Source organism: Agrobacterium sp. ICMP 6402 (genome assembly GCF_009498615.1).
GTDB classification, from domain to species: Bacteria; Pseudomonadota; Alphaproteobacteria; order Rhizobiales; family Rhizobiaceae; genus Agrobacterium; species Agrobacterium burrii.
Genome location: NZ_QSNV01000009.1, coordinates 175,819 through 190,207, shown reverse-complemented (window position 1 = coordinate 190,207; position 14,389 = coordinate 175,819). Strand labels below are relative to the sequence as shown.

The window sequence follows — 14,389 nt, the reverse complement described above, 5'->3', positions numbered from 1 at the left end:
GCTGTCTGGACTTGGCCGCGTGTGTACTTTGTGTGGTTCCTGGCCAGGCACGAAGAGCTGGCAAAATTTGGGTGTCCCGAACGAAAACAAAGCATGCTCTGGTAGGAGTTTTCATGATTAGTGCTGACAGCGACATCCGATTGCTGCGTATTTTTCGAACGGTCGTGGAGGCGGGTGGTCTTGCATGCGCGCAGGCGGATCTGAATCTTTCCCTCTCCACCATATCTGGATACTTGGCCTCCCTTGAGACAAGGCTCGGCTTGACACTTTGCCATCGTGGCAGGTCGGGCTTTCGTCTTACGGATGAGGGGCAGGCGGTTTACAATGAGGCGCTTCGGGTCCTTGCGTCACTCTCCCAGTTCAACGACCGGATGAGCAGCCTGAAGGGAACGCCGGCCGGCGAGCTACGCATTGGTCTAACCGACAACACGATTCTCGATGGTTCATTGCCGCTATCCAAGATAATCGGACAGTTCTGCAAAGACGCTCCTGACGTCGTTATAAGCATTGTAACGAAGCCACCAAACGAGCTAATCAAGAATCTGATTTCCGGTGAGATCGACGTTGCGATCGCGAGCTTTCCCCAAGCGCCGGAGAGCCTGTCTTACGATGAGCTTTACGCCGAAACCCAGCTATTTTATTGCGGGGAGGGGCACCCGCTATTCAATCGTGATGCGGCATCTGTCGGCCTGGATGAAATTGCCGACCATGCCATTGTGGCGCGCTCTTATTGGAGCGACCGAGATTTGAGCATTTTCCCGACAATCTCGGCAAGGGCTACCGTCAGCGACATGGAGGCTGAGGCGCAACTCATCCTTTCGGGGCGATTTCTCGGCTACTTACCGGAACATTATGCCCGGATTTTCGAAAGCGCCGGCCGTATGCGATCTGTCAGGCCAGATCTGCTCCGCTACAGGGCTGTTTTTAGCGCAGCCTATAAGTCTGACGCACGAAGTGCAGGTGCCTCACTGACGATTTTCGTGAAGCTGTTGGCCGGTTCCAGATCGAACTCATGATGTGGCTTTAAGGGCTAGCGCTTCGCATCCCGTCTCGCCCGGGAAGGGCTTAAGCGACGTTGTGCTCGAAAATCCCTTTGACCGATACGTCGAATATTCCAGCAGTGAAGTTGGACTGATGGTGATGTTTCCGACGTAGGAAACTCACATAATTACCCGAGATGAAATTCGGGAGAACGGAATGACCAAGAATAGTGCGTTGGAAGATCGTCGCGTCGCGTTGGTGGTTGGCGGTGCCAGCGGCAGCGGCAAGGCGGCGGCCGAAACATTTCTGACGAATGGTTATGCCGTGATGCTCGCAGGCCGCAACAAACAGCGCCTGGACGACGCTGTAAGCGATCTCGCGCGGTTGGGCGAAGTTGCAAGCGTGGTGGCCGACGTCGTCGATGTCGAGCAATGTGACAGGATGGTGTCGCACACGCTGGAACGCTTTGGACACATCGATGCCCTCGTCAACTGCGCGGGTGTCTTCGGTCCGTTTGTCCATTTCCTCGACTTGACGCGCAAGGATTGGGACGACGAGATCGAGATCCATATCCATGGCGTCATAAATGCCTCGCAGTCAGTCGCCAGGGCAATGAAGGCGCGTGGTAAGGGCGGCGCCATCGTCAACATCTCGTCCATTAACGCGTGGCAGGTCGAGCCGTGGTTCACACCGCATAGTGTGGCCAAGGCTGCGGTAATACCTCTAACGCGCGGGATGGCCTGCGACCTTGCGGAATCTAGAATTCGTGTCAACGCCGTAGCGCCCGGTTGGGTAAACAGCCCGATGGCCGAAGCCGATTTCCAAGACATAAAAGGTGAGCCGATCGATTGCAACATCATACAGAGGCCGGTCGAGCCGTCTGAGATTGGCAATATAATCTACTTCCTCGCATCGCCCGCATCGTCCGGTATCGCAGGAGAGACGATCATGGCCGATGGCGGTCAGGTCGGCCTGTTGACGGGCATACGCACCGTTTCTGACAACGACCGCATCAATCGTATGCGCACTTATAAGTTCCGAGGAAATGTCCGCCGGCCGGGTGACCTCGCCTGACGTCTCAGGAAAGCGACACCGACGCGAATGCGTGGAGTTTAAGCGTTTCTGAGCAAGATAAAGCCGCAAAGGCACTTGGGGACTTAAAATGGAGGATATGATGCAGAAGAAAGATAACTTCCAAGTTGGCCGCCGGAGAGTATTGGGCGGTATTGCTGCGGGCTCACTTGCCTTGGCAACAGGTTCATTCTCCATCGGAGCGACAAAGGTCGCATTCGCAGCAGAGGGAAAACGCCTGAGGTTTTCGATTACTGACCCGCGCGATCCAAGCTTGGATCCCGGCTCGATCCTTGGCGGGACCTCCGTCATCATGAGTCTGTGCCTGTACGAAGGGCTTGTTGGATTTGAGCCGGCCAAACCCGATGCAGACGGAGTGGTGCGGAACGCGCTGTTTGATCAGCTAGCAATCGCGTTCAAGTCAAGTAATGATGGTCTGCGCCATGACTTCACTTTGAAGGAAGGCGTGCAATTCCATCGCGGCTACGGTGAATTGACGGCCGAGGATGTCAAGTTCTCTTTCGAACGAATTGCCGGACTTACCGGTGAAAAGCTTGCCTTCGCCGACGATTGGGGAGCGCTCGATCATGTGGAAGTGCGCGGTCGCTACTCGGGGACAATTGTTCTAAAGACACCCTATGCGCCCCTTTTGGGAACAACATTGCCATGGATGGTGGGCTTTGTTGCGCCCCGTAAAGCCATCGAGGAACTGGGCGGCCAGTTCGGCCTGAACCCTGTCGGTACCGGCCCATATGAATGGGTGGAATTTGCCCCGCAGCAACGTGTTCTTTTGCGCAGATTTGCCGACTGGCACGGCAAGAACACGCCGGAATTTGAAGAAATCGAGTTTGTTTGGGTTCGGGATAACAGTGCTCAGGAGATAGCGCTGGCCTCTGGTGACATTGATGTAGGCCGCCTGCCGATCAGCAGTATCAGCCGGTTTGAATCGGATAGCGCTTTTGCGGTGCACCGCGCGCTTTCACTCGACCAGATCTGGCTTGGCATGAACCTCTCAAGTCCGATATTCAAGAATGAGACACTGCGTGAAGCTATTCGTTACGGTGTTGACGTGCCGTCGATTATCGAAGGAGCCTATGATGGCCGCTTTACACAGGCGACCGGTGCCGTCGCGCCAGGCATGCCGATCGGCTACTGGCAGGATGCGCCTGTCTATGAGCGTGATGCTGCCCGTGCGAAGAATTTGGTCGAGCAGGCCAATGCTGACGGCGCGGTCATTCGGTTGGCTATCCCGCGGGACGATACACTCCGTTTGGTCGCGGAGATCGTCCAGGCGAATTTGGCGGAGATCGGACTGCAGATCGAGATCGACATTCGTAGTGATCTGGTCAGTCTGGGAGCCAAAGCACGCGAACTTGAAATGTTCATTGGCTCATTCACCGCAGTGCCGCCTGATCCGACCTGGGCGACGCAATGGTGGCGTTGTAGCGGGTTCGATAAATACAACTGGATGTACTGGTGTGATGCCGAGTATGATCGGCTTGACATCGAGGGAACGCGTGAACTTGATCCTGCCAAGCGGACCGCGTTGTATATCGAGGGGCAAAAGCGTTGGGATGAGGCCAAGCATACGGTGTGGCTGGCGTGGCCGTCGGTCTTTGTTGCGACCCGGGCAGGTGTAGAGGCTTTTTGGGTCAACAGCGCTCCCCATCTGCCGTCCTTCCGGCACAAGAATAGCTGAGACCCATCATGTTGCTCTTTTCAATGGTTCGCGTGGCCTGGGCCTGCGTTACAGCACTTCTCGTTGCGGTATTTATGGCGCTGATCGTCAATGTTCTGCCAGGCGATCCGGTCAAGATGCTCGTCGGACCTCGAGCCGATGAAGCAACTGTTGCACGGGTCCGAGAGGAAATGGGACTTGACTTGCCAGTTGCACAGCAAGTCTGGAATTACTTGTCAGACGCCGTTCGTCTGGATTTTGGACGTGACTTCGTAAACAACATGCCCGTGGCCGATGGGATATCGGCTGCGCTCCCCCACACCCTCGTCTTGGCTCTTTCCGCCATTTTCCTTGCCGGGGTGTTCGGAATACTGCTTGGCGTCGTGGCTTCTTGCACGCGCCATTGGCTTGTTCGATCCATTTTGAATGTCATGACGTCCATTGGGCTATCGATGCCGACCTATGTCGTCGGCCTGCTCTTGTTGCTGGTCTTTTCTGTACAGCTCAGATTGTTTCCAGCGACCGGGACCGCATCGTTTGATAGGCCGCTCGAATACCTTCGTACGTTGACGTTGCCCACATTGGCCGTTTCCTTCTTCTGGATATGTTACGTATCAAAGCTCTTGGAAGCGAACCTTGAGGACGCGATGGCAAGCCCATTCGTCCGTGTTGCCCGAGCCAATGGCGTGCCAGGTTGGAAAATTCGTTTCAAATACGCGCTAAAGACAGCGGCTATACCGCTCGTCTCCCTTCTTGGTGTCAGCTCGGCGAGTCTGGTTGGCGGCGCCGTATTTGCGGAGTTGATCTTTTCCCGTCCTGGAATTGGAAGCCTCATTGTTTCCGCCATCGAGGTTCGAAATTTTCCGATCGTGCGTGGCGGCGTCATGACACTTGCCTTGCTGTGCGTCGCGACCAATCTGTTCGCTGATCTTCTTTACAGATTCATCGACCCGAAGATAAAGGTGGGTGCGGCAAATGAATGATTTCAGTTGTGTTGTAGCCGCGGCGACAAATCAGCCGCGCACACGCAGCAATGTCTTGCTGTGTACACCTGGATCGCTATTCCGCTCCGTCCGCACGATTAGCAGGACGTGGGGTGGGTTGATCGGCCTTTCTATCGTAACGGCTATGATCGTCCTGGCGGTCTTTCAGCCGACGCTGCATGATCCGATCCAGCAGCATATACAAAACAGGCTCGCAGCACCTTCGACTGAACACTGGCTGGGCACGGATCAACTCGGGCGAGACCTTTTTTCGCGCCTTGTAGTGGGAAGCCGTCCCGCCATGATCGTCAGCGTCGTGACGGCTGCCGCAGCACTTTTGGCAGGTGGTCTCATAGGCACCCTCGCAGGTTACTTCGGTGGTATCGTTGACAGAATCGTCGTCGTTCTTTGCGACACTTTGCAATCCTTTCCCAACCTGGCGCTGGCTCTGGTCGTCATAGCGTTGATCGGGCCCTCGTTTCCGGTGCTGATTGCCGTGTTGATCGTCGCATTCACACCATATTATGCTCGCGTTACTCGAGGCCTTGTTCTGCAGATTAAGGAGCGCCCCTATATCCACGCCGAGCGATCGCTGGGGGCAGGCAGTTTCAGAATCATTGTTCACCATATTCTGCCTTCGGTCGCCCCTTCGATGCTGACGATGGTGACCATGGATATTCCGACCATAATCACCGCGGAATCCGGGCTTTCGTTTCTTGGTCTTGGCATAAGACCACCGAATCCAAGCTGGGGTGGCATCATGTATGAGGGTTTTGGCCGCATCACGTCCTGGCCATGGGGTGTAGTCGCTGCGTCGTTGGCGATCGTGTCCATAACGCTGGGTTTCACCCTGCTCGGGGGCCGGTTAAAACAGATGGTTGGTGAACGAAACCTGGGAGAACCGAGATGACCCAACCGTGCATTTCGGTAAACGCTCTGCAAGTCTCGGTCGGGCAGAGCCAAAAAAAGTTACTCGATAATATTAGCTTTGACGTCCATCCCGGGGAGGTTTTGGGCATTATAGGAGAGTCCGGAAGCGGGAAGTCGACATTGGCGGCAACCTTGCTTGGCTTGCTTTCGCCGCCGCTCGTTATGAGCCGTGGCGAAGTATGTCTCGACGGAGAGCCAATCTGCCTCGACAATGAACGCGCCATGAAGAGCGTACGCGGCCGTAAGATCGCTATGATCTTCCAGGATCCGATGACGAGCTGGAGCCCATCCTTTACCATTTGGACGCATATCTACGACGCTGTATCCGCACATGGCGAATCCCGGGATCGCAAGGCGATATTCCGTCAAGCAGTCTCCCTGTTTGAGGCAGTCGGCATACCTGATCCTGAAAAGGCGATACGCAAATACCCGCATGAACTGTCGGGGGGAATGCGGCAGCGAGCCCTGATTGCGATAGCGCTTATGTTGAGGGTCCGGCTGATCGTCGCGGACGAACCCACGTCAGCCCTGGACGTGACGACTCAGGCACAAATCCTGCGCCTGCTCAAAGATATATCTCGGGACTACAAGACCGGTATAATCCTTATCTCCCACGATTTGCGGGCCATAAGGCGGAGCGCCGATCGTGTGGGCGTCATGCATCACGGGTACCTTGTAGAAACCGGCGGGGTAGATCAGATATTCGATCAACCACAACATGCCTATACAGCCAGGTTGCTGGGCTCCACGCCCATGGTTTCCCGATTCTCGTCGACCAGCCTTGCGACCCATGGATCCGAAGCCGCCAGTCCAATCATTCTGCAAACGCAAAATGTCAACATTTCGTATGAGCGGCCAGGCATGTTTACACGGATGGGATTCAAGTCAGCGGCACGGCACGCGGTACGCGATATCTCGCTCACCATCCGGCGCGGTGAGATTGTCGGTCTCATCGGGGAGTCCGGTGCAGGCAAATCCACCGTCGGTCGAGCAGTAATGGGGTTACAGCCAATCACGTCGGGAACAGTGGAGTTGTCAGGACTACCTGTACACCGCCTGAATGGCAACGACCGGAAATTGCTTCGACGCCGTGTCCAGATGATTTTTCAGGACCCACATGCGAGCCTTTCGCCACACATGACGATCAGGGCGCTTCTGAATGAGGCGTACGACATTCACCGCATATCGCCGCAGGATCGAATGGACCCGGTTGAGATGTTGGCAACGGTCGAGATGGCGCCGGAGCATCTGGACAAGTATCCCGCCCAGTTATCAGGTGGGCAAGCTCGCAGGATCGGCATAGCGCGAGCCTTGTCGCTGAAACCTGACCTTGTCATCGCTGACGAGCCTTCAGCGGGCCTCGACCTTTCTGTTGCGTCAAGTGTGCTGAGCCTGATGCGCCGCCTACGAGATGAGACCGGCCAAGCCTACCTCATCGTCTCACACGACATCGACATGCTCAGCCTTGTCGCCGACCGGATCTGCGTCATGAAGGATGGCGAAATCGTGGAAACCGGCAGCACGACGCAAATCATTCGCACGCCCGCCGAACCCTACACACGAATGCTGATCGAGGCGTCGAGGGATCAAGATCGATTTTAATAGCTCCGCTCAAGCGAGTTTGAGCGGCTCGAAATGTGGATAGTTCATGAGAATCTTTGATGCAGTTGACTTGAATGATGCCTGGCAGATTTATCGCCAGACGGACGATGAGACCGGTACCGATGCGGCGCCTGGGCATCTCCTCGGTGTCCTGAATGGCACATGTGATGGTGTGGACATCCACTTCTGGCAGAGAGATGCCGACATAGGTCCTCTGAACCCCGCCGTCGCGGGAGATGTCATCGAAACCAAATTCGACATAGTGTTCGCGGGCGAAGTAGATATCACCGATGGCGACGGCCATATCCATCATGTTCAGGCGGGACAGGCGATTCTCTATCGTTCGGACGAACTGGGCCACTGGGAACAGATCAAACCAATCGTTAAAATCGGTATTACGCTTAAGAACTTCAGGTTGCCGAGTTGATGGATAACCTCAACGCTTCTGGGAGTGCCGAGCATCGGTCGGGTGGATAAACACGTGCCATAGCGGCGCCGAGGAAACGCACCGCCCTTAGCGGATGAAGTCTTCGGAGTTGAAATCGCCGCGTTCAAAAAACTAATGCCAGCAGAAAAACCTACATGATTGGATGTTCTACAATGCGTCAGCTGATCGCCGCGCAACGAACTGGACATGTTGTGCTGTTTCGGTTTGCGGAGGTGAGTGGTCAACGCCACTATGGAATGAAAGGGAAAAGCGTGAAGCGGATGAAGCCCGAAGATTGGTATGCAATCGATAGGGTGGCCGATGATGTCACTCTGATATCGGAGCCGCATATCAAGGAATTCTATCGCTGCAATATCTGGCATGTGCGCGGTCGCGACAAAGATATGCTGGTGGACAGCGGCATGGGCGTCGTTGATCTACGGGCGCATGTGCCCCTGTTGACGGGCCGCCCCATCTGCGCGGTTTGCAGCCATACCCATTTCGACCATATTGGCGGACATCATGAATTCGACGAGCGCGTCGTCCATCGGTGCGAGGAGACGACCCTAGCAAATCCGGATAGGGAAGCCACCCTTGCCACACCCTATGTCACAGATGACATCTTCACTGCCCTGCCGCCGGTACCCTATGATTCAACGACATATCGGGTCAAGGCCGCGCCGGCTACGCGCCTCGTCGAGGATGGCGATGTCATCGATCTGGGAGATCGTCATTTCGAGGTGATCCATACGCCGGGCCATTCGCCAGGCGGTATCGCTTTGTGGGAAAGCTCCACGGGCATCCTGTTTTCCGGGGATATTGTTTATGACGGCGAACTTATCGAGGACACCTATCATGCAGACGCTGCGGACTACAGGCGTAGCATGGAGCGCCTGCTGCAATTCCCCGTGACCGTTGTTCATGGCGGTCACTTCCCGAGCTATGGCCGTGACCAACATATTCGGATCATTCGCGGTTGGCTCGACAACAAACAATAGATTGGTTGCAAGGAAGATTCTATGTCACACGTCAAGTTCAATGAGCCGCTCGGCGGCAATGAGATGCCTCGCTTTGCCGGTCCCGCAACAATGATGCGCCTGCCGACGCAGCCCACCGCCGAGGGTCTCGACGCATGTTTCGTTGGCATTCCGCTTGATGTTGGTACGTCGAACCGGTCGGGTACGCGGCTCGGGCCACGACAGATCCGACAGGAAAGTTGCATGCTGCGACCCTACAATATGGCCACGGGTGCGGCGCCGTTCGATTCCATCCAGGTAGCGGATATTGGCGACGTGCCGATCAACACATTCGATCTCAAGAGGTCGGTTGATATCATCACGGCTTTTTATGACGATATCCTCAAGCATCCGTGCATTCCGCTGACGCTCGGTGGTGATCATACGTTGACCTATCCAATCCTGCGCGCAATCGCCAAAAAGCACGGGCCGGTGGCGCTTATTCATATCGATGCGCATGCCGATATCAATGACGAGATGTTCGGCGAGAAGATCGCTCATGGGACGCCCTTCCGCCGTGCCTATGACGACGGGCTGCTGCAGAACGACAGGGTCTTCCAGATCGGCCTACGCGGGACAGGCTATTCGCCTGAGGATTTCAACTGGGCGCGTGGCAAGGGCTGGACCGTTGTGCAGGCCGAGGAGTGCTGGGGCAAGTCTATGAAGCCGCTGATGGAGGAAGTGCGAGCCAAGATTGGCAACGCTCCGGTTTACCTCACCTATGACATCGACAGCCTCGATCCTGCCTTCGCGCCAGGCACCGGCACAGTCGAGATCGGCGGACTGACGACATGGCAGGCGTTGGAAATCATTCGCGGCTGTGCGGGGTTGAACCTGGTCGGTGGTGATCTGGTCGAGGTTTCGCCGCCGTTCGACCCGTCGGGCAATACGGCGCTGATCGGGGCAAATCTGGCCTATGAAATGCTCTGCGCGCTGCCGGGGGTTAAGCGCGGCTGAAACATGTTTTCATTCGCCTTGCGCCCGGCAGATGATCGTTTCCACGCTCGGACTATGCGAGCCAGCCTAAATCACCTTCTAGAGCGGAACGATTGCCGCAATGGTAACTAAATTGTCGCGACACATGCGCCGTTCCAGCACCACGCAGTCAACTCCGACGGGGACCTCAGCAGGTTAGCTGGCTTCCGCGTGGCGTTCGGCCCCGTAATCCGCTAGCGAACCCAGTCCAGGTCGCATTGGGTAACTGCCATTGGCCGGGCGGAGTTCTGCAAATCCTCTTTCGCTGCACTCGGATTAGCCTTGTTTTTTGACGAAGCGGTGGTCATGCGGGACGGTATTACTGGCGTAGGTCTCGTTGTATCGCCGCGAGTTCTACAAGTAGTCTAACGCCGTACTAGTGCGTATCGGCAGTAAAATGAGAGGCTTAGCCAAATCAAGTTAGTGGCTGAAGGCGCCGGATGCGAAATTTCCTGCGAAAGCTATCGAATCTGCGGGCTATCGCGCGGTCTGGCATGGCCAGAAATCCTGGAATGGCGTCGCCATCCTTTCCCGTGGGCAAGAGCCGCACCTGACCCGTAAAGGTCTTCCGGGGGAGCCAGAAGATGAGCAAAGCCGGTATATCGAGGCTATTGTCGATGGAGTGGTGATCGGCGGCCTTTATCTTCCGAACGGCAATCCCTATCCCGGCCCGAAGTTCGACTACAAGCTCCGCTGGTTTCAGCGTCTGCACGACTATGCCGCAGAATTGCTGGAGCTGGACGTACCCGTCGTCCTGGTGGGTGACTGTAACGTCATGCCGACAGAATTGGACGTTTACAAACCCGAGCGTTGGATAGACGACGCCCTTTTCCGCACGGAGGTGCGCGAAGCATTCCGAAACCTTGTCGGTCAAGGCTGGACGGAAGCGCTGCGCGAGATGCATCCCGGAGAGCGCATCTACACATTCTGGGATTACTTCCGGAATGCCTATGGAGGCGACGCGGGCTTGAGGCTCGACCATTTCCTGCTCAGTTCAGACCTTGCCGAACGACCGAAAAAGGCTGAAGTCGATAAGCATGTGCGCGGTTGGGAACACACCAGCGATCACGCTCCGGTGTGGATCGAGCTATCCTATAAAAAGGTTAAGCGGAGGAAATGATGAGTTGCGAATAGGGAGCCAACTTCGCGGTCGCCCCGGAAGACCTGGACGATCGAGCGAAAAACCAATCGTCTCAACCAACTGCCAGATTTTCCTTTACCTATCATCCTGCTGCGCTATGCAGATTTTATGAAGTGGAGAGCATTCAGATATCAGGAGACGGATTACGATCTCGGTCATCTCGATCCGTTCGAATACGATCTTGTGGTGCCGGCAAAGGATGGCAAGCCGGAGCGGAGCTATAGGTTGAATGTGTCCTATTCGATGCATTGCTTTACGCGCGGTGCGCGGAAAGGGGAAAGCATCCCAGCGGAGCTCGCTTATCGAGATAGCCGCGAAACCCGGATATTTGAGTTCGACCGTTACGCCCTGTCAAAATTCTTACCCGAGATCGTCAGATCGCTCGCAATTCGAAAATGCCATCACGACGCCCATGGTAATTTCTATGTGTTTGAGATCATCGACAGCACGGGCACCAAACAATATTACTCGGTGTTCTTTACGCTCTCGAAGGCTGGAAAGAAGGTCGGGTTAAACCTCTTCATCACCACGGCGCACATGCGCCCCGAGCAGCCCTACGCCAAAAATGTAAAGCCGGTTCGATTCAACGTGATCGTGCACAATATCTGGACGGGAAAAGGCGTGAAGCCGGCACCATAATGGAAAAGGCTCCCGTAGGAGCCTTTAAATCGGACGCTTCTTGGTTATTCCACACTTGGGTGTGAACCAGTTTCCTGGCGAGCTGCTGCTGAAGTCCGTCTCTGCAACACACGCAATATGCCAACTGTGCACCGAAAAGTCAAGAACCAAGTCTGTCCTAAGCGCCCATAGGCCGCGAGCAAACACAGCTATCTGTATCCCGTATGCCAACATATAAGAGGTGTGCACTCCTCCTGCAATGACATCCGCACAGATACCCCTTGTTGCTGCAGTTCAGCTTTGCCAAAATGTGATGCGATATCCAGGTGTCGCAAACCATCTGCCTATTCTCACATCTCGTCGGACCCATCTGATCGAATAGAATCCTGATGGCTGGTGCTGTTGCAATTCCAGCTTCTTACGGTCGATCCATCTTGCCGTCCGTATTCGGTAGGCCAATTTGGAATGGTCGGAGATCGTCGCGCTTCCGGGCTGTTGGCACTACGAACGCTGGGCATACGAGCCTTATCCCTTCGGGGCCGGGATCCCTGAAAACTCTCCACTATCTTCCGGGCATAGGACTGACGGATCGAATGATCGGCAGGTGGCGGTGCAAATCAGGCCGCGCGCAATGATGCTCCACCCATCGGCGTTCCCAATTCCCGCTCTTTTCTCCGGCATCCCTATTAATCCAGTCCCGACCTTGGACGGTCAACCCGCAAGGGGTTCGCGAGCGAGCTGCGACCTCTCTGGGTGCGCCGCCGAGGTGACCGCGGTCAGGCCCGGATCAAACGGGCGCCATCGAGCGGGGATCGGCCCCGCCAACGGATGGAGCCTCACATGTCGGATCTCAGCCTTGCACAAAACCACGCACTCGATCTTGCCCGGACCCTGATGGTTCCGGTCACCCTCTTCGAAATCGACGGCGAGATCGGCGTCATGCCTTCCGCCGAGTATGACGGCGATGAAGACGCCATCATCAACGAATACGATCCCTTTGCCTATGGATCGGCTCATTGAGCCGATCACCCCTTCGAAGGAAGGCGTGCCGCTTGCGCTGATGCGCGCGCAAGGGAGGCTTCGCCGCGATCCTTCCCGGCAGATCTGCACATTGCGAACCGCGCCCTTGCGCGCTTCCATCTTCGCGGCCTGGACGCTGCCAGTCCGAACAGTCAGGAAAGCTAAAGGAAGTGAAATGGAGAAAAATGACGTCGAAGAGCTGCGTACGCGGGTGGGCTGCGCAGCCGTCCTTGAGCATGAGGGCTTCGCGATAGACAGGAAAGAGAGCACGCTCCGGGCAGTCAAATTCCGCCGCGACGACGACATCATCATCGTAATACACGACGATAGGGGCTGGTTCGACGCTCGTTCGGATGCCAAGGGCGATGTGTTTGCGCTCGTAAGCTATCTTCGTGGAATCGGATTTACGGAGGCCCTGGCGACGGTCGGCGACCTGGTCGCGTTTCAGCGAACCGCAGCGACCTGGGAGAAGCCTCTTCGTCAAACGCAAACAGGGGCTTCGATTCCTGACCGCTGGAACCATAGAAAGCGGCCGTGGCGAGCATCGGCAACATGGAGCTATCTTCGACACAACCGGGCGCTGCCATGGCAGGTCATCTCTGCGGCGATTGAGGCGGACGTTCTTCGAGAAGGCCCATATGGCTCGATGTGGGCAAAACATGTCGATGAGGCTGGCGCCGTCATTGGCTGGGAGGAGCGCGGTCCGGACTGGCGTGGCTTTTCGACCGGCGGTGCCAAGGCGCTCTTCCGGTTTGGAATGAACGACGTTCGTCGGATCTGTGTGACGGAGGCGGCAATCGATGCACTCAGCCTGGCCGCGATCGAGCAGATGGAATCTAACACGCTCTATGTCAGCACCGGTGGCGGCTGGTCGCCGCTGACCGCGCTGGCGCTGGAGACCCTGGCGTCCGGGAAAGGCGTATGGCTGGTGGCCGCGACCGACAACAACGTTCAGGGTGAGGTTTTTGCCGATCGCCTGCGCCAGATGGCGGATCGCGCTGCTTGCGATTTCTCGCGGCTGAGGCCAGAATCGGAGGATTGGAATGAGGAATTGAAGGAGAGGAGGGAGAGAGGAGAGCTGCCGCATACGCTGCCAGCGCATCAAGGGTGAAGCTGCCGCCCGCCTGACGGCGGCCCTTGACCCGCTGCCCGCGAGGCGCCGGCTGAGGAGGGGTGATCAAAGGACTGAACAGAGAGGTCGATCAGGCTTCGCTTCAGTCGCAACCCCGAAGGAGCCGCAAATGTTCGTTTCCCCCGCAATCCGTCCAGCACATCGCAAAGTGTTCGAAGGCGTCACTAGCCGCCACGAAATGTACGCCCTGTTCAATCGCCATAGCCAGTCGCCGTTCGACGATGACAGGATGAACGGCACGCGATATGTCGGCGAGTGGTTTGAGATATCCGAAGCCGACCACGACCACATGTTCGAGATCCTCCCGCCGCTGTTTTACCGTGGCGACATGTTCGCCATGCGCGAGTTTTTGGCCGCCAGCGTCACCAGCGTATTCTTCTCCCTGCCGATCGATGATCGGTCCCGATGGTTTCACGGCTATTGCGACTTGGACGATCGCCAGTCGCCTGACAGGATGCGCGCCGAAATCATCACCCGCGAATCCCGTCCCGTCCGCGCCATGAACCGACAGGAAAAGCTCGATCATATCTGGAGCGCGACCGGTCCGGATTTCCGTGGTTATGCCGACCAAAGATTTCCAGCCGATCTGCGCAATCGCCAGATCGTGCTGGTCTATCCCTCGGCTCAAGGCAAGGTCTGGAAGCTGCTCGACGATCTGTCCGACGAGGAGATTGCCGCCAAGCTGCCGGTGCAGTTCCGTCTTCTTCCTGAAACCATTGCAGCCTGAAGGCAGCCTTCACTTCCAAACCTCCACCATCCGCCTCCTGGCAACACCCGCATCCGACGGCGAGTGTGCCTTGGCGCGCCCACTCACA

At 56.4% G+C, this 14,389-nt stretch carries 13 protein-coding genes and 1 pseudogene; all 14 read left to right on the top strand.

Annotated elements, in window-relative coordinates:
- Window positions 1-113: 113 nt before the first annotated feature.
- Complete coding sequence (locus tag DXT96_RS21195; protein ID WP_153516340.1) at window positions 114-1,016, top strand: LysR family transcriptional regulator; 903 nt, start codon at window positions 114-116, stop codon at window positions 1,014-1,016.
- A 199-nt stretch (window positions 1,017-1,215) separates the two neighbouring features.
- Complete coding sequence (locus DXT96_RS21190) at window positions 1,216-2,055, top strand: SDR family NAD(P)-dependent oxidoreductase (RefSeq protein ID WP_210251597.1); 840 nt, start codon at window positions 1,216-1,218, stop codon at window positions 2,053-2,055.
- Between the two features lie 100 nt (window positions 2,056-2,155).
- Window positions 2,156-3,751, top strand: a complete 1,596-nt coding sequence (locus DXT96_RS21185) for an ABC transporter substrate-binding protein (protein WP_194287695.1) — start codon at window positions 2,156-2,158, stop codon at window positions 3,749-3,751.
- A gap of 8 nt (window positions 3,752-3,759) precedes the next feature.
- Complete coding sequence (locus DXT96_RS21180) at window positions 3,760-4,713, top strand: ABC transporter permease (protein WP_153516337.1); 954 nt, start codon at window positions 3,760-3,762, stop codon at window positions 4,711-4,713.
- Window positions 4,706-5,623 (top strand): ABC transporter permease, encoded by a 918-nt coding sequence (locus tag DXT96_RS21175; RefSeq protein WP_153516336.1) that lies wholly within the window; start codon window positions 4,706-4,708, stop codon window positions 5,621-5,623. The genes DXT96_RS21180 and DXT96_RS21175 overlap by 8 nt, the downstream gene beginning before the upstream one ends.
- Entirely contained in the window at window positions 5,620-7,245 is a 1,626-nt protein-coding gene (locus tag DXT96_RS27340) for an ABC transporter ATP-binding protein (protein ID WP_153516335.1), read from the top strand. Before DXT96_RS21175 ends, DXT96_RS27340 begins: the two co-directional genes overlap by 4 nt.
- A 46-nt stretch (window positions 7,246-7,291) precedes the next feature.
- A complete protein-coding gene (locus tag DXT96_RS21165; RefSeq protein ID WP_153516334.1) occupies window positions 7,292-7,672 on the top strand; it encodes a hypothetical protein in 381 nt (126 codons plus the stop codon).
- 257 nt (window positions 7,673-7,929) lie between these two features.
- The gene (locus tag DXT96_RS21160) at window positions 7,930-8,670 is read left to right on the top strand and encodes an MBL fold metallo-hydrolase (protein ID WP_153516396.1); all 741 of its coding nucleotides are present in this window, start codon (window positions 7,930-7,932) and stop codon (window positions 8,668-8,670) included.
- A gap of 21 nt (window positions 8,671-8,691) precedes the next feature.
- Window positions 8,692-9,645, top strand: coding sequence for an agmatinase (gene speB / locus DXT96_RS21155; protein WP_153516333.1), 954 nt, complete (start codon window positions 8,692-8,694; stop codon window positions 9,643-9,645).
- A gap of 445 nt (window positions 9,646-10,090) precedes the next feature.
- Window positions 10,091-10,783: pseudogene (gene xth / locus DXT96_RS21150) on the top strand (exodeoxyribonuclease III); the annotation flags it as partial.
- Window positions 10,784-10,912: 129 nt separating this feature from the next.
- Complete coding sequence (locus DXT96_RS21145; RefSeq protein ID WP_153516331.1) at window positions 10,913-11,443, top strand: hypothetical protein; 531 nt, start codon at window positions 10,913-10,915, stop codon at window positions 11,441-11,443.
- A gap of 819 nt (window positions 11,444-12,262) precedes the next feature.
- Window positions 12,263-12,442, top strand: coding sequence for a hypothetical protein (locus DXT96_RS21140; protein ID WP_020046815.1), 180 nt, complete (start codon window positions 12,263-12,265; stop codon window positions 12,440-12,442).
- A gap of 175 nt (window positions 12,443-12,617) precedes the next feature.
- A complete protein-coding gene (locus DXT96_RS21135) occupies window positions 12,618-13,553 on the top strand; it encodes a DUF3991 and toprim domain-containing protein (RefSeq protein ID WP_153516395.1) in 936 nt (311 codons plus the stop codon).
- A 130-nt stretch (window positions 13,554-13,683) separates the two neighbouring features.
- Window positions 13,684-14,301 (top strand): DUF1419 domain-containing protein, encoded by a 618-nt coding sequence (locus tag DXT96_RS21130; RefSeq protein WP_153516330.1) that lies wholly within the window; start codon window positions 13,684-13,686, stop codon window positions 14,299-14,301.
- The last annotated feature ends 88 nt before the right edge of the window (window positions 14,302-14,389 follow it).